The 20,092-nt window shown below is 62.9% G+C and carries 14 protein-coding genes; 10 read left to right on the forward strand and 4 right to left on the reverse strand.

What is annotated here, in order from left to right:
- Positions 1–483 precede the first annotated feature (483 nt).
- From M0D66_RS16700 to M0D66_RS16740, 9 genes are all read left to right on the forward strand, one after another.
- The gene (locus tag M0D66_RS16700; protein WP_093644787.1) at positions 484–1,512 is read left to right on the forward strand and encodes a bile acid:sodium symporter family protein; all 1,029 of its coding nucleotides are present in this window, start codon (positions 484–486) and stop codon (positions 1,510–1,512) included.
- 276 nt (positions 1,513–1,788) lie between these two features.
- Positions 1,789–3,642, forward strand: coding sequence for a phosphodiesterase (locus tag M0D66_RS16705; protein ID WP_256455638.1), 1,854 nt, complete (start codon positions 1,789–1,791; stop codon positions 3,640–3,642).
- A gap of 200 nt (positions 3,643–3,842) precedes the next feature.
- Positions 3,843–4,829 (forward strand): LacI family DNA-binding transcriptional regulator, encoded by a 987-nt coding sequence (locus tag M0D66_RS16710; RefSeq protein WP_054037826.1) that lies wholly within the window; start codon positions 3,843–3,845, stop codon positions 4,827–4,829.
- On the forward strand, positions 4,826–6,100 hold the full coding sequence (locus M0D66_RS16715) for an AGE family epimerase/isomerase (RefSeq protein WP_054037828.1): 1,275 nt from the start codon (positions 4,826–4,828) through the stop codon (positions 6,098–6,100). Before M0D66_RS16710 ends, M0D66_RS16715 begins: the two co-directional genes overlap by 4 nt.
- Before the next feature lie 5 nt (positions 6,101–6,105).
- Positions 6,106–7,023 carry a carbohydrate kinase gene (locus tag M0D66_RS16720; RefSeq protein ID WP_093644791.1) on the forward strand — a complete coding sequence of 306 codons (918 nt, stop codon included), beginning with the start codon at positions 6,106–6,108 and terminating at the stop codon, positions 7,021–7,023.
- Positions 7,024–7,157: 134 nt separating this feature from the next.
- Positions 7,158–7,388, forward strand: a complete 231-nt coding sequence (locus tag M0D66_RS16725) for a hypothetical protein (protein ID WP_093644793.1) — start codon at positions 7,158–7,160, stop codon at positions 7,386–7,388.
- A gap of 61 nt (positions 7,389–7,449) precedes the next feature.
- Positions 7,450–7,695: a hypothetical protein gene (locus tag M0D66_RS16730; RefSeq protein WP_054037832.1), complete on the forward strand. Its 246-nt coding sequence runs from the start codon at positions 7,450–7,452 to the stop codon at positions 7,693–7,695.
- A 195-nt stretch (positions 7,696–7,890) separates the two neighbouring features.
- A complete protein-coding gene (locus M0D66_RS16735) occupies positions 7,891–8,874 on the forward strand; it encodes an ion channel (RefSeq protein WP_256455641.1) in 984 nt (327 codons plus the stop codon).
- Positions 8,875–9,102: 228 nt separating this feature from the next.
- The gene (locus M0D66_RS16740) at positions 9,103–12,690 is read left to right on the forward strand and encodes an indolepyruvate ferredoxin oxidoreductase family protein (protein ID WP_266211039.1); all 3,588 of its coding nucleotides are present in this window, start codon (positions 9,103–9,105) and stop codon (positions 12,688–12,690) included.
- Positions 12,691–12,771: 81 nt separating this feature from the next.
- On the opposite strand, the gene M0D66_RS16745 is transcribed toward M0D66_RS16740, so the two are convergent.
- A complete protein-coding gene (locus tag M0D66_RS16745; protein WP_266211040.1) occupies positions 12,772–13,473 on the reverse strand; it encodes a copper homeostasis protein CutC in 702 nt (233 codons plus the stop codon).
- A 77-nt stretch (positions 13,474–13,550) separates the two neighbouring features.
- Complete coding sequence (locus tag M0D66_RS16750) at positions 13,551–14,819, reverse strand: EAL domain-containing protein (RefSeq protein ID WP_093644803.1); 1,269 nt, start codon at positions 14,817–14,819, stop codon at positions 13,551–13,553.
- Between the two features lie 383 nt (positions 14,820–15,202).
- On the opposite strand from M0D66_RS16750, the gene M0D66_RS16755 reads away from it, so the two are divergent.
- A complete protein-coding gene (locus tag M0D66_RS16755; RefSeq protein ID WP_266211041.1) occupies positions 15,203–16,858 on the forward strand; it encodes a Na+/H+ antiporter in 1,656 nt (551 codons plus the stop codon).
- Between the two features lie 92 nt (positions 16,859–16,950).
- Here M0D66_RS16755 and M0D66_RS16760 read toward each other — a convergent pair whose 3' ends face one another.
- Complete coding sequence (locus M0D66_RS16760) at positions 16,951–18,258, reverse strand: solute carrier family 23 protein (RefSeq protein ID WP_256455645.1); 1,308 nt, start codon at positions 18,256–18,258, stop codon at positions 16,951–16,953.
- Positions 18,259–18,385: 127 nt separating this feature from the next.
- Positions 18,386–19,951, reverse strand: a complete 1,566-nt coding sequence (locus tag M0D66_RS16765) for a methyl-accepting chemotaxis protein (RefSeq protein ID WP_266211042.1) — start codon at positions 19,949–19,951, stop codon at positions 18,386–18,388.
- Between the last annotated feature and the right edge of the window lie 141 nt (positions 19,952–20,092).

Consider the following 20,092-nt stretch of genomic DNA (forward strand, 5'->3'; position numbering starts at 1 on the left):
CGAGCGCTGCGTATCTTTCGCGGCGCGGGGCATCCCGATGGCCTTTGAGCAGTAATTTATGGGTCCCGGCAAAGGGTGTCGAGCCAAAAAGTGTTAGGCCCGGACCGCTGTTGTAACACCTTGTTACTGCGACGTTTTTCTGCGACAGAGCCCTTGCGCGAAAGCCTTGAAACAGCTTGGCTGAGCGGCTTTTGCGAGATTAGTTGAAGGTGCTTGCGTATGACAAATCCAGGCCGGTTTTTTTCGCCGGATTGTCAAAACGGCAGTGGACCAAACAGATACGGTCGCCAATACTGGAACTGCCCATGGGCGCCGCATGAGACCGTCATGGCAACGCATCTGATGCGTGATGCTCATTAATCGATTCGGCAAATGAATTTGCGTATTTAATCAATTTTCGACAACAATAGGCGTTTTCCATAGCCTGAGTCGGGCGCCTTCGTGCGCGCCCTGCTTTCCGCATCACCGAATCGAGATTCCGCCATGGCTCGCCCGAAACTGCTTCCCGACAATTTCACCTTGTGCCTCGTAGGCACCGTGATCCTTGCCAGCTTCCTGCCGGTTCATGGGCAGGCCGCCGTCGGGTTCAACTGGGTGACGAACGTTGCGGTCGGCCTGCTGTTTTTCCTGCACGGCGCCAAGCTCTCACGCGAAGCGATCGTGGCCGGCGCGACGCACTGGCGTTTGCATCTGGTAGTGCTGCTCAGCACGTTCGCGCTGTTTCCGCTGCTCGGCCTCGCGCTTAAGCCGCTCCTTTCGCCACTTGTCACGCCGGCGCTCTATGCGGGGGTCCTCTTCCTCTGCACGCTGCCGTCGACGGTTCAATCGTCGATCGCGTTCACCTCCATTGCCAAAGGCAACGTGCCGGCCGCCGTATGCAGCGCGTCGGCCTCGAGCCTCTTGGGCATCTTCATCACCCCCGCGCTCGTCAGCCTCGTCGTCACCAATCAGGCGGCGAGCGGCGGCGCCTCGCCGTGGCATACGGTGGGCAACATCGTTTTGCAACTGCTGGTGCCGTTCGTGGCCGGGCAGTTGCTGCGCCCGCTGATCGGCAAATGGATCGAGCGTAATCGCGGCGTGCTGAAGTTCGTCGACCAGGGCTCGATCCTGCTGGTGGTGTACGGCGCGTTCAGCGAGGCCGTTGACGAAGGCCTGTGGCACCAGATCCCGCTGTCCGCGCTTGGCGGCCTGCTGTTGATCAGCATTGTGCTGCTCGCGCTCGCGCTGGCCGTGACGATCCTGGTCAGCAAGCGGCTCGGCTTCAACCGCGCCGACCAGATCACGATCATCTTCTGCGGTTCGAAGAAAAGCCTCGCCGCCGGCGTGCCGATGGCCAAGGTAATTTTCGCCTCGCATGCGGTGGGCGCCGTGGTCTTGCCGCTGATGCTGTTCCACCAGATCCAGCTGATGGTCTGCGCCGCGCTCGCGCAGCGCTGGGGCGCGCGCGACACCAGCGGCGAAACTCGCGTGGCTTCGCGCGAGCGGCCCGCCGCCGCTGTCGCGCGCCGTTGAATACGCGCGCAATGCAAACAGGACATTCATAAGCGCCCTCCCTGAGCGTCATTTGAAGAAAGCCGCCTCGTGCGGCTTTTTTGTTATTTCACGCTCAAACGCCTTTGCTGTCGCCTCAGCCGGATGGCATAGGCAAAGTCCTGGCCGTGGCAACACCCGCCGGCAGCGGGCCCGAGCCGCGACGCACCACCCCGGTGCAACGCTTCACTAAAACTTCACTTAACTCCTGGCTGGATGAGTCGATAAGACGAAGGTCGATCGCTACGCCTAACTGCCATGCAACCTCGTTCGCCCTCCCGATCCGCTACGCCGCGCATCGAGGAGTTGATCGCCCGGCGTGACTTGTCCGCCGTATTCCAGCCGATCATCGATTTCGACGACGGTGCGATCCTCGGCTACGAAGGTCTGATCCGCGGCCCCGCCGGCACACCGCTCGAAACGCCGTTCGCCCTGTTTTCGCAAGCGCTCGCCGAGGGTTGCGCGCTTGAACTCGAGCAGGCCGCTGCGCGCACCTGCATCAACGCGTTCGCGAAGCTCGATTTCGACGGCAAGCTGTTTCTCAATTTCAGCGCGGGCGCGATCCTTCAGTTGGCCGACGCGCAAGAGGACACACTCGCGCTGCTGCGTCATCGCGGCGTCGATCCGCAACGGATCGTGATCGAGCTGACCGAGCAAAGCACGATTCTGGATGTCGCCAGTTTCCTGCCGGTGATTTCGACGTTGCGCGCGGCCGGCGCGCAGTTCGCGCTCGACGATTACGGCACCGCGAACGCCAGCATGAATCTTTGGGTGCGCCTGCAACCGGACGTCGTGAAGATCGATCGCTTCTTCATCCACGGCATCGCCAGCGACTCGCTGAAATTCGAAGCCGTGCGCGCGATGCAGCACTTCGCCAACGCAAGCGGCGCGCGGCTGGTGGCCGAAGGCATTGAAGACGAAGCGGATCTGATCGTGGTGCGCGACATGGGGATCGGCTGCGGGCAGGGGTTTTTCTTCGGCCGGCCGCATGCCCAGCCGGCCAGCAGCGTCACCGACGACGCCCGCGACGCACTGCGCGCCGGGCACATCGCCGTATTTCCGGAGACCACGCGCACAGCAAGCAGCGCGTCGCCGTCGGGCGGCATGGCATCGGCGAAGATGATGGTGCATGCGCCCGCGCTGCCGCGTCACGCGACCAACAACGACGTGCTCGAACTGTTCAATCGCCTCCCCGATCTGCATGCGGTAGCGGTGGTCGAACACGACGAGCCGGTTGCACTCATCAACCGCCGCAGCTTCATGGACCGCTACGCGCTGCCTTACCACCGCGAGTTGTTCGGCAAGCGGCCGTGCCTGCAGTTTGCGAACGCGTCGCCGGTGATCATCGAGCAATCGATGACCGTCGAACAGATGGCCAAGCTTCTCGCCAGCGACGATCAGCGTTATCTCGCCGACGGCTTCGTCATCACCGACAACCACGGCAAGTACGCCGGTCTCGGCACCGGCGAGAAGCTGGTGCGCGCGGTCACCGAGGTGCGCATCGAAGCCGCGCGCTACGCGAACCCACTGACCTTCCTGCCGGGCAACATCCCGATCAGCTCGCACATCGCCCGCCTGTTGGGTCACGACGCGGGCTTCTACGCGTGCTATGTCGACCTGAACCACTTCAAGCCCTTCAACGATCAGTACGGCTACTGGCAAGGCGACGAAGTGCTGAAATTCGCCGCCGCCGTCCTCGCCGACGTCTGCGACCCGACCCGCGATTTCCTGGGTCACGTCGGCGGCGACGATTTCCTGATCCTGTTCCAGAGCGAGGACTGGCGGGAACGTGTACTGCGCGCGATTCACCTGTTCAACGAAGGCGCGCAGCGCTTCTACGCGCCCACGGACCGGCTGGCCGGCGGCATCCACGGTGAAGACCGGCGCGGCAATCCGACCTTCTTCGGCTTCGTGACGATGGCGATCGGCTGTGTGCGCGTCGAGTCGGACGGCGGGCCGTCGTTTTACAGCAGTGAGGAAATTGCCTCCGTCGCAGCGCTGGCGAAGCGGCGCGCGAAGCACGAGACAAGCGGCTTCGTGCTGATCGATGCGGATGAGAGCGTGGCGCTGTTACGAGGGCAAGCCGACATGGCGGCGCTGCCCGTCGACTGAGTACGCCGGCGCGCCGAGGGCAGCGTCCACGCCTTGTTTAGTTTATTTTACTAAACAACATAAATCAGGCCAGCAGTGCTTCCTACGGGTATTTCCGGGTACGGATCACACGTTTCCAAGGCTGTTTTAGCGACGTTTTACTATACAATCGGCCGAACCCAAACACCGTGCGGCCGCCCCACTTGCGGCCGCTTCATTCGATGGCCACAACCATCCGCGACGTCGCCCGCGCGGCCAGCGTGTCGATCGGCACCGTCTCACGCGCGTTGAAGAACCAGCCCGGCCTTTCCGAGGCCACCCGCGAACGCGTGGTCGAAGCGGCGCGGCAACTCGGCTATGACGCAGCCCAATTGCGTCCGCGCATCCGCCGCCTGACCTTTCTGTTGCACCGTCAGCACAACAACTTCGCTGTCAGCCCGTTCTTTTCGCACGTGCTGCACGGCGTGGAAGACGCGTGCCGCGAACGCGGCATCGTGCCTTCCGTGCTGACCGCCGGTCCGACCGAAGACGTAATCCAGCAGATGCGCCTGCATGCGCCGGACGCGGTAGCGATCGCCGGTTTCGTGGAGCCCGAGACGCTGACCACGCTGGTGGCGATGCAGCGCCCGCTCGTACTGATCGACCTGTGGGCACCGGGCCTGCGCTCGGTGAATCTCGACAACGCCGCGGGCGCCACGCTCGCCATGCGGCATCTGTTCGAACAGCAGCGCAAGCGCGTCGCCTTCATCGGCGGCTCGCTTGCGCACTTCAGCATCGCCCAGCGCGCGCTCGGTTACCGGCGCGCGTTTTTCGAAGCAGGCCTGCTGTTCGACCCCTCGCTGGAACTCACGATCGACGCCGGTCTCGATCCCGACAGCGGCGCCGCGCGCGCGATGCACCAGTTGCTCGACGCGCCCGGCCCGCGACCCGACGCCGTATTCGCCTACAACGACGCCGCCGCGCTCGCCGCGCTGCGCGCGTGCCTCGCACGCGGCGTCCGCGTGCCCGAGGACATCGCGATCATCGGCTTCGACGACATTCCCGCCGCCGCTCACGCCACGCCGCCCCTGTCGACCATTTCGGTCGACAAGGAAGCGCTCGGCCGGCGCGGCGTCGAGTTGCTGCTTGAAGACACACCCGCTGAACTCGAAGTCCGCTTGCCCGTCCATCTCATTGCCCGTGCCAGTACTTTGGTAAAAACGCCATGACGCAATCCGATCCGCTTCACCCCGCTAACGGCGCCGCCGCGGCGCCGCCCGTCGACAGCTTTCGCAGCCGCGACTTCCTGCTCTCTCATGTGCAGGACACGCTGAAGTTTTACGCGCCGAACGTGCTCGATCCGAGCGGCGGCTTCTTCCATTTCTTCCGCGACGACGGCTCGGTCTACGACAAGACCACGCGGCATCTGGTGAGCACGTGCCGCTACGTTTTCAACTACGCGATGGCGTATCGCCAGTTCGGCGACCCGCAGCATCTCGAGTACGCGCGCCACGGTTTGCGCTTCCTGCGCGACGCGCATTGGGACGCTGAGCACCAGGGCTACGACTGGGAACTCGAATGGCACGACGGCCGCAAACGCACACTCGACGCGACGCGTCACTGCTACGGCCTCGCGTTCGTGCTGCTCGCGTATTCGCATGCGGCGATGGCCGGTATCGAGGAAGCCAAACCGATGATCGGCGCGACCTTCGAGTTGATGGAACATCGCTTCTGGGACGCCGCCGCCGGCCTCTACGCCGACGAAGCGACGCCCGACTGGCGTGTCAGTTCGTACCGCGGTCAGAACGCGAACATGCACACCACCGAGGCACTGCTGACCGCCCACGAGGCAACCGGACACCTGGTCTATCTCGATCGCGCGGAACGGGTGGCGTCGAACATCACGCTGCGCCAGGCGAAGCTGTCGCAAGGTCTCGTGTGGGAGCACTTTCACGCGGACTGGTCGGTCGACTGGCATTACAACGAGGAAGACAGTTCGAACATCTTCCGTCCGTGGGGTTTCCAGCCGGGACACCAAACCGAGTGGGCCAAGCTGCTGCTGATTCTGGAACGCTATCGCCCGTTGCCGTGGCTGCTGCCGCGCGCGATCGAACTATTCGACGCTGCGATGACGCATGCGTGGGACGAAGACCACGGCGGCCTCTACTACGGCTTCGGCCCCGATGGCACCGTGTGCGACCACGACAAGTATTTCTGGGTTCAGGCAGAGACGTTCGCCACCGCGGCGCTGCTTGCCAAGCGCACTGGCAACGAACGCTTCTGGGACTGGTACGACGAGATCTGGCGCTACAGCTGGGCGCATTTCGTCGATCACAAGTACGGCGCGTGGTACCGCATTCTCACGTGCGACAACCGTAAATACAGCGACGAAAAGAGTCCCGCCGGCAAGACCGACTATCACACGATGGGCGCGTGCTACGAAGTGCTGGCGCACGCACTGCCTGACGGCGCGGCCGCTGCGTCCGAATCCGCGGAGTAAGCAAAATGAGCAACTTGAACGCGAACACCGAATTCCCCTTCTTCGTCTCGGCCGGCGACATCCTCACCGATCTCGTGCGGACCGGCGCCTCGCAATGGCTCTCGCGTCCTGGCGGCGCCGGCTGGAACGTCGCACGCTGCGTGGCGCGACTCGGCTTGCCGACTGCGTGCGCCGGCTCACTGGGCGTCGACAATTTTTCCGATGAGTTGTGGAACGCGAGCATCGCCGCAGGACTCGACATGCGCTTCATGCAGCGCGTGGAGCGTCCGCCGCTGCTGGCAATCGTTCATCAAACGCATCCGCCTGCGTACTTTTTCATGGGTGAGAACGGCGCCGATCTGGCGTTCGATCCGGCACGCTTGCCGGCTGGCTGGATCGGCCAGGTGAAGTGGGCGCATTTTGGCTGCATCAGCCTGGTGCGTCAGCCGCTTGGCGACACGCTGGCCGCGTTGGCCGCCGAGTTGCGCTCGCGGGGAGTGAAGATCAGTTTCGATCCGAATTACCGGAATCTGATGGAGCACGACTACGAGCCCACGTTGCGGAAGATGGCCGCGCTGGCCGATCTGATCAAGGTGTCGGACGAAGATTTGCGCATGCTGTTCAAGACAGACGACGAGGCCGGCGCGCTTGCACAGCTGCGTGCGATGAATCCGGCCGCCACCGTGCTGGTCACGCGTGGGCCGGAGACGTCCATGTTGATCGACGGCGCCATGGTCGTGGAAGCTCGGCCGCCACGGGTGGAAGTAGTCGATACGGTTGGAGCTGGGGATGCGTCGATTGGCGGTCTGCTGTTCAGCTTGATGACGGCGCCGCAGCGAGCGTGGCCGGAGCACCTGGCCTTTTCTCTGGCCGCCGGCGCCGCGGCGTGCCGCCATGCCGGCGCGCATGCACCTTCTTTGGATGAGGTGGTGGCGCTCCTGTAGTTTTTTTGCCTTGTGCGGCGCGTATTGTTGTCGACACCGGTCGCCAACATCGGGCGCCGCGCAGGCGAAAAACCGAAGCCCAGTCATCGTGCTAGGATGAAAAAATCCAACCCTTTGGAACAAGGAGCGTCGCCATGGATGACATCACCTACACCAAAGGCATCTACACGGCCACCGCGTCGATAAGAGAAGTACAAAGCGACACGTGGCAGGGCACGGTTACCCTTTCCCGCGACGACGGCGACGCAAGCACCGACCAGGAAACCACGGTCTACGAAGTCGAAGCAACCTCGTCCACGCCCGAGGAAGCGCTCGAGGAAGCCAAGGCGCTCGCCCACCGCATCCTCGGGGAAATCGAACTCTAGGCAACCCGGCGCCGCGCCCATCACGCTGCGCCACATCTGAATCAACCGGCTGGAGGCGATCATGGCTGAACAGCTCTTCCTCTACGGCGTGTATTCGATTCACGTCCGCCCTATCGAACTCAACGGTGCACGCTGGGACGCGGAATACGAGATCCGGCATCGCGAGAAAGCGGTGAAGTCGTGGACTACCGTCGGCGGCGACAACGGCTACGCGGACGAAACCGAAGCCGTCGCCGCAGCGCACCAGCAAGCGGTCGACGACATCGAACACGGCGCCGGCATTCCGAAGCCGCGGGCCTTTCCGTAACCGCAAAACAGGCGCATCAGGCGGCGCGCACGCGCGAAGCGTGCTTAGCAGCGGCACACGCTGGGCGCAACCCGAATCGCGCTAAACGCCCGGTCCGGACGCCGCCTTCACCGCCTGCGCGGCACGCCGAAAATCACCTTTAGCACGCGAGGCGGCGTGCTACGCTTTGCGCGTTTTCATCCTCACGAGCACGCGATGGCTACCGAACCGTCAGACCGCTTTTCCGCCATCGGCGACACCGAAACGGAAGCCGAGGCACAAGCGCGAAAACGTCGCCCGCGCGGTAGCCGCGAGATGCGCCTGGATGATCGCGTGGTCATTGCCCACGGCATGCCGACGCCGCTCTGGCAGGATCTCTATCACCGTGCGCTCGTCGTCCGCTGGCCGATGTTTTTTATCTCGCTCGGCGTCCTGTTCCTGCTGCTGAATATCTTTTTTGCCGCGCTCTACATGCTCGGCAACGCGCCGATCGCCAATCAGTTTCCGTCGGGCTTCGGCGGCGCATTTTTCTTTAGCGTCGAAACGCTCGCGACGGTCGGCTATGGCGACATGCATCCGCAAACCGTCTACGCACACTGGGTCGCGACGTTCGAAATCTTTGTCGGCATGTCCAGCATCGCCTTGGCGACGGGGCTGATTTTTGCGCGCTTCTCCCGCCCCCACGCAAAGATCATGTTTGCCCGCTATGCGGTCGTGCGGCCGCTCGACGGCCGTATGACGCTGATGGTGCGCGCGGCCAACGCGCGCCAGAATGTGATTGCCGAAGCGCGTGCGAGGCTGCGCATCATGCGTCTGGACACCACCGTAGAAGGTTTTACGCTGCGCAAGCTCTACGATCTGACGCTGGTGCGCGACCAGCATCCCGTGTTCAAGCTGGGCTGGGTCCTGATGCACGTCATCGACGAAAACAGCCCGCTGTTCGGCGAAAACGCCGAAACGCTCAAAGGGCGCGACGCGTCGCTGCTGCTTACGCTAGAAGGCGTCGACGAATCGACCTCGCAGACCATGCAGGCGCGTCACATGTGGCCCTGCGAGCAGATTCTCTGGCAACACCGCTTCGTCGACGTCATGCGTGAGGAGAACGGCGTGAGCCACATCGACTACTCGCATTTCGACGAGGTCGTACCGCTCGATTCGGCGCCTGTTGCCGCGCCTATGGCGAAGGCGCCCGTGCCGTAAAAACAGGACTGAAACGCACCAGGGCATACCCGAATCCGTCCGTCACGTGGCAGATCCATCTCAAAACTTCATTAAAACGCGCGCGCCGTCGCGCTGTTTCGCTGAACGCGTCGCCAAGTAGAAAAAATTCACTCCAATTGGCGCTAAAAAATAGAGTCTCTTTCGCCGCGCCGCCTTTTGTGGCCCCCACCCCACGGCACGCGGATGCAAAACAATGGAGACTCACCCATGACCGCTCGCCTGCCCATCGACGGCACGCCCGCTCTCGCCGACTACAAGCTGTCCGATAACCTCACCGCCACGCGCGGCCGGATCTTCCTGACCGGAACGCAGGCGCTGGTGCGCCTTGCGCTGATGCAGCGCGCCGCAGACCGCGCGCAGGGCCTGAACACGGCCGGCTTCATCAGCGGCTATCGCGGCTCGCCGCTCGGCATGGTCGACCAGCAGTTGTGGAAAGCGAAGAAACTGCTCACGGCGAGTGATATTCGCTTTTTGCCCGCGATCAACGAAGAACTCGGCGGTACCGCGGTGCTCGGTACGCAGCGGGTGGAGTCGGACCCGGAGCGCACCGTCGAAGGCGTGTTCGCGATGTGGTACGGCAAAGGCCCCGGCGTGGATCGCGCGGGCGATGCGCTGAAGCATGGCAACGCGTACGGCTCGTCGCCGCACGGTGGCGTGCTGGTGGTGGCGGGCGACGACCACGGCTGCGTGTCGTCGTCGATGCCGCATCAGAGCGACTTCGCGTTGATGGCCTGGCATATGCCGGTGGTGAATCCGTCGAACATTGCCGACATGCTCGAGTTCGGCCTGTACGGCTGGGCGCTGTCGCGTTTCTCGGGGGCGTGGGTCGGCTATAAGGCGATTTCGGAAACGGTCGAATCCGGTTCGACGGTGGACCTCGATACGCTGCAAACCGAATGGGCCACCCCACAGGACTTTCAGGAACCGGCTGGCGGCCTGCATAACCGCTGGCCCGATCTGCCGAGTCTCACGATCGAAGCACGGATGCACGCGAAACTCGACGCGGTTCGTCATTTCGCACACACCAACAGCATCGACAAATGGATCGCGCCGAGTCCGCATGCGAACGTCGGCATCGTCACGTGCGGCAAAGCGCATCTGGACTTGATGGAAACGCTGCGCCGGCTCGATCTGACGGTCGCCGATCTGGAAGCGGCCGGCGTACGCATCTACAAGGTCGGCTTGTCGTTCCCGCTGGAAATGACGCGCATCGACGCGTTCGTGTCCGGTTTGTCCGAAGTGCTGGTGATCGAGGAGAAAGGCCCGGTCATCGAGCAGCAGATCAAAGACTATCTGTACAACCGCACGCAAGGCACGCGGCCGATCGTGGTCGGCAAGAACGCCGAAGACGGCACGCTGCTGCTGTCGTCGCTGGGTGAATTGCGGCCGTCGCGCATTCTGCCGGTGTTCGCGAACTGGCTCGCGAAGCACAAGCCGGCGCTCGATCGTCGCGAGCGCGTGGTCGATCTGGTGGCGCCGCAAATCCTCTCGAATGCGGCGGATAGCGTGAAACGTACGCCGTATTTCTGCTCAGGCTGCCCGCACAACACGTCGACCAAAGTGCCTGAGGGTTCGATCGCGCATGCGGGGATCGGCTGTCACTTCATGGCGTCGTGGATGGAGCGCGACACCACCGGCCTGATTCAGATGGGCGGCGAAGGCGTCGATTGGGCCTCGCATTCGATGTTCACGAAAACGCGCCACGTATTCCAGAATCTCGGCGACGGCACCTACTTTCACTCCGGCATTCTCGCGATCCGCCAGGCGGTGGCCGCGAACACCACCATCACCTACAAGATCCTCTATAACGATGCCGTCGCGATGACGGGCGGCCAGCCGGTCGACGGCAGCATCTCGGTGCCGCAGATCGCACGTCAGGTGGAAGCCGAAGGCGTGTCGCGTTTCGTCGTGGTCAGCGATGAGCCGGAGAAATACGACGGCCATCACGACCTCTTCCCGAAAGGCACGACGTTCCACCATCGCAGCGAAATGGACACGGTGCAGCGCGCGTTGCGCGATATCGACGGCGTGACCGTGCTGATCTATGACCAGACCTGTGCGGCTGAAAAACGGCGTCGCCGGAAAAAAGGCGAATTTCCCGATCCGGACAAGCGTCTCTTCATCAACGAAGAAGTTTGCGAAGGCTGCGGCGATTGCGGCGTGCAATCGAATTGTTTGTCGGTCGAGCCGCTTGAGACTGCGTTGGGACGCAAGCGCCGTATCGATCAATCGTCGTGCAATAAAGACTATTCCTGCGTGAATGGTTTCTGCCCGAGCTTCGTCACAGTGGAAGGCGGCAAATTGAAGAAAGCCGCGGGGGCCGCATTCGATCCGGCCGCGCTCGCTGCTCGCGTCGATGCGCTGCCGATTCCCGCGACGCATCTCGATGCCGCGCCTTACGACATTCTGGTGACCGGTGTCGGCGGCACGGGTGTCGTGACGGTCGGCGCCTTGATCAGCATGGCCGCGCATCTGGAAGGCAAGAGCGCGTCGGTGCTCGACTTCATGGGCTTCGCGCAAAAGGGCGGCTCGGTATTGTCGTTCGTGCGCTTCGCCGCGCGCGACGAGTGGCTCAATCAGGTTCGCATCGACACGCAACAGGCCGACGTGCTGCTCGCCTGCGATATGGTGGTGGGCGCGAGCGCCGATGCCTTGCAAACGGTGCGTCACGGCCGTACGCGTATCGTCGTCAATACGCATGCAATCCCGAACGCGACCTTCGTGCAGAACCCTGATGCGACGCTGCATGCCGACGCGTTGATCGACAAGATGCGCCATGCGGCCGGCGACGATCGCATGTCGACGTGCGACGCCCAGGCGCTCGCCACGCGTTTTCTCGGCGACACCATCGGCGCGAACATTCTGATGCTCGGTTATGCCTGGCAACTTGGCCTCGTGCCGGTGTCGTTCGCCGCAATGATGCGCGCGATCGAATTGAACAACGTTGCGGTGCAGATGAATCAACTGGCGTTTTCGATTGGACGTGTTGCAGCGGAAGACCCCGCTGCGCTCGAATCGCTGTGGCAGGCGCGGCATCTGGCGAAGCAGGCGGTGCGCGTCGATACGCTCGACGAACTGATCGCGCATCGCGAGGGCCGTCTGCAAACGTACGGTGGCGCGAGCTATGTGAAGCGGTATCGCGCGCTGGTCGATGCGGCGCGTCGTGCCGAAGCCGCGGTCGATGCAAAGAGCGAGCGCATCGCGCGCGCAGTGGCGACGACGTTCTATCGCCTCCTCGCGGTGAAGGACGAATACGAAGTCGCGCGCCTGCATACGGATGCGGCCTTCCGCGAAGCACTGGAAGCGCAATTCGAAGGTGTCGCGGGCAAGGACTTCGGCATCAAGTTCAACCTCGCGCCGCCGACGCTCACACGTCCTCAACCGGGCGTGAATCCGACCAAGAAGACCTTCGGTCAATGGATGTGGCCGGTGCTCGGCGTAATGGCGAAGTTCAGCGGCTTGCGTGGCACGATGCTCGATCCGTTCGGCCGCACGCTCGAACGCAAGATGGAGCGCGAACTCGCCGGCGACTACGAAACCACGCTGCAACGCGCGTTCGCAAAGCTCAACGCGAACAATCTGGAAGACGTCGCGAAGCTCGCCGATCTGCATGCGCGTGTACGCGGTTATGGTCACGTGAAGCTCGCGAATCTGGCGGGCGTGAAGCGCGGCGAACGCGATCTCGCGGCACGCTTGCAGATTGAAGCAGCGACGAGCGTGTCGGTGAAGAAGTCGCTGGAAGAGATGAAGGGCGCCGGACAGTTGCGCGGAATTCCGGTGGTGGTCGCGAAGTAATTCTTTCGCTTTGTGGATGAAAAATGCCGCTTCGGGTTGAACCTCGAAGCGGCATTTTTTTGCCTGGTGGTTTAGCAGCGTTCAGCTACGCGTTACGTCGAGCAGCGCTCTCACCTGCGCGACTTTCGCCGCATCGACGGGAGCAAGACCATTGCCGCCAACGCGCACACCCGAACCGAAGTGAACCGCTTGAACTTGCGTCGCACTCACGAAGCCAGCTACTGCATCGATGGTCAAACCTGCGCCTGCCAGCACCGTGCAGTGTGAGCCCGACGCTTGCCGTACCAGCTCACGCACGATTGACTCCGCCTGCAGCACAGAAGGTTTTCCGCCCGAGGTCAGCACATTCGTCACGGCATCGAAACCGAGCAGCACGTCGAGCGCTTTCTGCAGATCCCGCGTCTCGTCGAACGCACGATGGAAGGTGATCGCCAAGCCATCCGCCGCATCGATCGCACGCGCGAGGCCTTCGCGGTCGATCTCGCCATCCGCCTTCAGCATGCCGATCACCACGCCGTTCGCGCCGGCCGCCTTGACTGCGCGCACGTCGCGCAGCATCACGGCGTAGTCGTCGGCGTCGTACACGAACGAGCGGCTATGCGGTCGCACGATCACGTTCACGGGCACGACGCTCGCGGCAACCACCGCTTCGATCAAGCCAAGGCTCGGCGTCAAACCGCCCTCGCCCATCGCGGTGACGAGTTCGAGACGGTTCGCACCGGTCTGCGCAGCAAGCCGGGCGTCGGCAACGGTCGTGGCGATGACTTCGAGTAGGACTGACATGAGCGCGGCTGTGGGTCGTTAAAAACGACATGATCTCAGAACCGCCGCGCGCCCTGCCAATCGAAGCATCCGAATCGCTATTCTTCGACCCAATCGATATCGCCGCACAGCACGCACGTCTGATCACCGACGCGCGTCGCCACCGACAGCGTCACACACGGCAACGCCTCGTTGATCGACAGATACGGACGCGTCACATGCACGCGCTCCGGCGCATTGATCGCCGCACGGAAATACGGACGACGCAGCCAGTTCGCCCCTTGCGCGTCGGCAAGCGGCAAAAAGCGCGTCTCATGCGCCGCGCGATCGGCACGCAACACGACGTTGCGGCCCGCCTGCTTGCCCTTCGCATCGAGCAGAAAACAGCGCGCGGCATGGTCGAGTGCGAGGAAATTCCAGCATACTTCCTCGAGCGGTTCGCCGGCGGCGAGCCGTTCCGCGGCGCGCTCGAACGCCCGCAGATACGGTGTGAGACGGCTCGCATTGCGGCGCTCGCGCGCTTCGGCCTGGTCGCGATAACGGTCGGTGACTTCGCTGATGCAAGTCGCGGCGTGCGCCGCGTCGGCTGCCCCTGGATTCGGTCGGCCGAAGAAAAACCCCTGCACGAAGTCCGCATCGCAAGCGAGCGCCATCTGCGCTTCATGCTCCGTCTCGACACCTTCGATCAGCACGAGCTTGCCGGCTTCGTGCAGCAGCGCCACCAGCCCCGGCAGAATCGTCGCCATGTCAGCGCGATGCGCTGCGTGCGACAGCATGATGCGGTCGAGCTTCACGATGTCGGGATTCAATTGCCAGATCCGTTCGACGTTGGAATGGCCCGCGCCGAAGTCGTCGAGTGCAATCAGGAAACCACGCTCGCGGAACTGACGCACCGCGTCCGCGAGACGCTCGAGATCTTCCGCGCGTTGCTCGAGCACTTCGAGCACGATTCGCCGTGGCGACAGATCGAGCCGCTTGAGGTTGGCCAGCAAGGCGGCGGCGAGATACGGGTCGGTGAGCGCGCCGGGATGGACATTCAGAAACAGCCATTCGCGTTCGGCGCCGAGTACCTTGAAGTTCTCCAGATGCAGGGTCTGGGCGAGCCGGTCGACTTGCAGCACGTCGCCCAGACGCGCCGCCTCGCCGAAGACGTCGAGCGGCGACACGGGCCGGTCGAGCGCATCGTGCGCGCGCAGCAGCCCCTCGTAGCCCACTGCCCGCATATGCGACAGGCTGAAAATGGGTTGAAACACGCTAGTCAACGTCAGCTCGCCATGCTGCACCGAAAAACGTTCGAGCCCCGACGTCACCTCGACGTCGAAGCCGTGCGGCGCGCTGGCCGTCCTTTCCTGTTGCGCAATCGTCATGCAATCCTCTCACGCGAGAGCCGGGCCGGTCCGAACGCGGAAGCGAACAACCTCGGCACCGTTTCTCAAAATGTGCGTCATCGATATTCCTTAAGCAAGCTCCATGCGCACGCTGGCGCACATTCGAATGAAATTTGCATGAAAGATTGCACCGATGAACGAGCCGATGCGCCGCGCGTGGGCGCAGAACGCACCGTTAAGGTGCATTGCCTTACCTGGACGCTTACCGACCGCTCTCGCGGGACCTTGCGGGGTTAACAATGACGTGACGCTGCAGCGGGCTAAACTTCTGCCTTGTGCCTCACGCGCGCCTCGTGATCGATATGCGGCCGCATCGTCGACGATCGCAGAGGACGCACCGCTATATCTCCAGAAATAGACCGATGGATATTGTCTTTACCGTACTGATTCTTTTGCTCGCCGTCGCCGCGTCCGGCATCGTGACCCGGATGATGCGGGTCGCGTTGCCGCTGCCGCTGGTCCAGATCGCGATTGGCGCATTGCTCGCATGGCCGAAGCTAGGGCTGCACGTCACCTTCGATCCGGAAATTTTCATGATGCTGTTCATTCCGCCGTTGCTGTTCGCGGATGGATGGCGAATCCCTAAGCGCGAATTGTTCATGGCGCGCCGCTCCATTCTGATGCTCGCGCTCGGGCTGGTTTTCATGACGGTGCTGGCGGTCGGCTACTTCATCCACGCGCTGGTGCCGTCGATCTCGCTGCCGGTCGCGTTCGCGCTGGCCGCGGTGCTGTCGCCAACCGATGCGGTGGCGCTGAGCGGTATCGCCGGCAAGAGCAAGATTCCAGGGCGGCTGATGCATATCCTCGAAGGTGAGGCGTTGATGAATGACGCGTCGGGCCTTGTCGCGCTGAAGTTCGCGATTGCCGCGGCGCTGACGGGAGTGTTTTCGCTGCGCGACGCGTCGATCAGCTTCGTGATCATCGCGGTGGGCGGTCTCGCGACGGGCGCAGCGGTGAGCTGGCTGTTCAGCTTTGTGTCCGCGCATTTTCTGAGTCTTAACGAAGAAGGTGATCCGGCGCCCGGCGTAGTAATGACGCTGCTGATTCCGTTCGCCGCGTATCTGATCGCCGAGCGCTTCGAGTTCTCGGGCATTCTGGCCGCGGTCTCGGCCGGGATGATGATGAACTACGCGAACATTGCGAACGCCGGCCCGGTGTCGTCGCGCGTGCGTGGGAACAGCACGTGGACGATGATCGAATTCGTCTTCAACGGCATGGTGTTCATTCTGTTGGGGCTGCAGTTTCCGCACATTCTCGGCCGCGCGCTGCTCGACGCGCACGAGACCAGCGATGTTGAGGTGTGGCGCTTGATCGGCTACATCGCTGCGGTGGCGGCGGCGCTTTACGCAATGCGCTTCGTGTGGGTGTGGTTGCTGCGCTGGTTCGCGAGCCGTGGCGCTGCGAAGCACGGCATGGCGAGTGCCGTGCCGGGGTTGCGCACGGTCACGGTGACGACGGTGGCCGGCGTGCGTGGAGCGGTGACGCTGGCGGGCGTGTTGTCGTTGCCCGAGATGTTGCCGAACGGTACGCCGTTGCCGGGGCGAGACCTGGCGATCTTCATTGCCTCGGGCGTGATTCTGCTATCGCTGCTGGTGGCAGTCGTGGCGTTGCCGCTGTTGTTGAGCGGCTGGCGGCGGGGTAAGGATCCGCATGCCGCGGAGGAGGCGATGGCGCGCACGATGGCGGCACAAGCCGCGATTCGCGCGGTAGACGAGGTGCACGATAGAGATTGCGCGGATCTGGATGAGTCGGCCTCGGCATACGCGGCGGATGTCACCGCGCGAGTCATGGACATTTATCGACGACGGCTCGCCACGCTGGAAGACGAACAGGAGCCACGTGAAATGGCGCGCCGTGCCGATGCGCTGGAATTCCGGATGAAGTTGGCGGCGATGCGAGCCGAGCGGAAGGTGCTGCTTGCGCTGCGCAATAGTCAGGCAATCAATGACGAGACTTTGAACAAGCTCATGCGCGAAGTGGATCTGTCGGAGACGGCGCTGACCGTGCGGAAGCGATAGAGGTAGCGGTCAGCGTTACAACGTGGCGATGGCCTTTTTCTTGATCGCTTGAACTCTCAATCGCAAAAGAAAAAGACCGTCGCCCAGGCCAATCAGGCCACCGGCCCCTGCGCCGGCTTCCTTCTCAAAAGCGCGTACAAAATGATCGCGCCAAAGGTCGCGGTACCGATCCCGCCGAGTCCAAAACCACCGAGCTTCAACGAAAAATCACCGGCGCCCAGGACAAGCGTCACCGCCGCCACGATCAGATTCCGGTTGTCGGAGAAATCGACTTTATTCACGACCCAGATGCGCGCGCCAGTCACCGCGATCAGACCGAACACAACGATCGATACGCCGCCCAGCACCGGCCCCGGAATGGTCTGAATCACCGCGCCGAACTTTGGCGAAAAGCCCAAAACCAGCGCAATCACCGCGGCAATCACAAACACCAGCGTCGAATAGATTTTGGTCACGGCCATCACGCCGATGTTCTCTGCGTACGTCGTCACCCCGGTGCCGCCAGCGAAGCCAGACAGAATCGTTGCGAGTCCGTCGCCGATAAATGCACGGCCGACATAACGGTCGAGGTTCTGACCGGTCATCGCGCTCACCGCCTTGATGTGCCCAAGATTCTCAGCAACAAGAATCACCGCGATCGGCGCAAGCAGGGTCATCGCCTGCATGTTGAAAACCGGCGCCGTGAACTGCGGCATACCGAACCACGCAGCGTTCGCCACAATCGCAAAGTCGATCGGCTTGCCCATGCCGAGACCATTCGTCACGATCGCGTAAATCACGTATGCCATCAGCAAGCCGACCAGAATCAGCAAACGCTGCAGCATGCCGCGCGCAAACACCGCGACCGCGCCGACGCATAGCACCGTCACCAGCGCCATCCACGAGTCGAAGTTGCTGCCGCTCACGCCATGCACTGCGATCGGCGCGAGATTCAAGCCGATCACGCAGACGATCGCGCCTGTCACCACCGGCGGCATCAGCGTTTCAATCCATCGTGTGCCGACCGCCGACACGATCAGGCCAATGATCGCGTACACCACCCCGCACGCGATGATCCCGCCCAACGCCACCGGAATGTTCATGTTCGGACCGTGGCCGCCATACCCCGTCACCGCGATCACCAGACCGATGAACGCGAAGCTCGAACCGAGATAGCTCGGCACGCGCCCGCCCACGAGCACGAAGAACAACAGCGTGCCAATCCCGGACATGAAGATGCACAGGTTCGGATCGAAGCCCATCAACAACGGCGCAAGCACGGTCGAGCCGAACATCGCGACCACGTGCTGGATACCCATTGCAAACATCTGCGGCCACGCGAGACGCTCGTCAGTGCCGACAATGCGGCCCTCAGCAGCGTCTGGCTGGGCGCGCCAGCGTGGGAAATAGGAATCGGCCATGGCGGGGGTTCTCCTCTGTCGGCGTTTTAGTGGACGGCGCAGCGGAACTACGCCGTCTGGGAATTACGCGCGAGTGTACGGAGAGCCACCAGGCCTGGCAAGGGCGGTAAAACGCGTGTGAAGAGTGCTACGCGTGCCGCGCGTCCAACGAGAACACCGTGACCGCCGCTTGCAGTTGCCTCGCCTGGTCCGCCATCGACGCCGCCGCGGCCGCCGCCTGCTCGACCAGCGCCGCGTTCTGCTGGGTCACGTCGTCCATCTGTGCGACCGCGCGGTTCACCTCTTCGATGCCGGTGCTTTGCTCCTGCGACGCCGACGAAATCTCACCCATGATGTCGGTCACGCGTTTCACCGCATGTGTGACTTCCGCCATCGTCTGACCGGCCCGCTCGGCCAGTTCGGCGCCACTGCCCACACGCGCCGTCGAACTTTCGATCAGCTCCTTGATCTCCTTGGCGGACACCGCGCTGCGCTGCGCGAGCGAGCGCACTTCGCCCGCCACCACCGCAAAGCCACGGCCCTGCTCACCAGCGCGCGCCGCTTCTACGGCGGCGTTCAGCGCGAGAATATTGGTCTGGAACGCGATCCCTTCGATCACCGCGATGATGTCGGTCATGCGCTTCGAGCCAGCCGCCAACTCGCGCATCGTTTCAACCACATCGCCGACGAGGTGGCTACCGCGCGCCGCCACTTCCGACGCACCGTGCGCAACACCACCCGCCTGCTGCGCGTTCTCGGCATTCATCTTCACGGTCGACGTCAATTCCTGCATGCTCGATGCGGTCTCCTGCAACGCGGCCGCCTGCTCTTCGGTGCGTTGCGACAGATCGGTGTTGCCCTGCGCGATCTCGCCGGAAGCCATCAGGATCGATTCGCTCGACTCGCTGATGCCCGAGACAATGCCGGCCAACCGCTCACGCATGTTGCGTAGCGCGAACAGCATGCTTTGGGTATCGCCCGCACGGGTATCGACGCGCACGCTCAGATCGCCATCGGCGATACGGTTGGCGATGTGCATGGCGTAAGCGGGCTCGCCGCCGAGCTGACGCGCGAGGCGCCGTGCGATCACCGTCGCGAGCAACGTGCCCGCCGCGATCGCGCCTAACACCAGCGCGAGCATCGCGATGCGCATGTGCTGATAGTTGGCGCTCGCCTCCTGCTGGGCTTCGTTGGCTTGCTGACGGCGATAGTCGATCAACGCCGTGATGCGATCGCGCAGCGCCTCGCTCGACGCAATCGCGCGGCGCACGAGTTCGTTGTTGTCGACGCCGGCCGGAATCGGTTCGAGACCGATCTGCTGATGCACGATGCCCTCCCACACCGCCGACTTGCGCAGCACCTCGTCGAACATCTCCTGACCCTTGGCTGTAGCAATGGTCGCGCGATACTGATCGTAGGCGCCGTGCATCTCCTTGAGCGAGGCGACGATGCTGTCCTTCAACTTTTGACGGCCGGCGTCGTCAGCGGCGTAGCCGAGATTCGCGGCGCCAAGATCGGAATCGATCTTGTGGCGGTTCGCCTCTTCCATCCAGTAGAGGCCGTTCATGTGCTGGTCGCAGATGGCGTCGGTAATGGCGTGCATCGACGACAACGTCTTCAGCGAAGTCCCGCCGATCACGACGCAGAACCCGATCACAACGGCAAACGCCAACAGCAGCTTCCTGAATACGGTCATGCGGTCGAACCACTTCATCTCACCATCCTTCATAAGTCCTGAGGGGACGCTCGCGTCGCTGCGGCATGGCAAACCGTTTCGCCATTTTTCAGATACTTGGCGACGCTGCCACCTCTTTTACGGCGTGCGTAGCAGAGACTTGATGCGATAAATGGTGGG

Origin of the sequence: Paraburkholderia sp. SECH2, from assembly GCF_030464795.1 — a bacterium.
GTDB classification, from domain to species: domain Bacteria; phylum Pseudomonadota; class Gammaproteobacteria; order Burkholderiales; family Burkholderiaceae; genus Paraburkholderia; species Paraburkholderia aspalathi.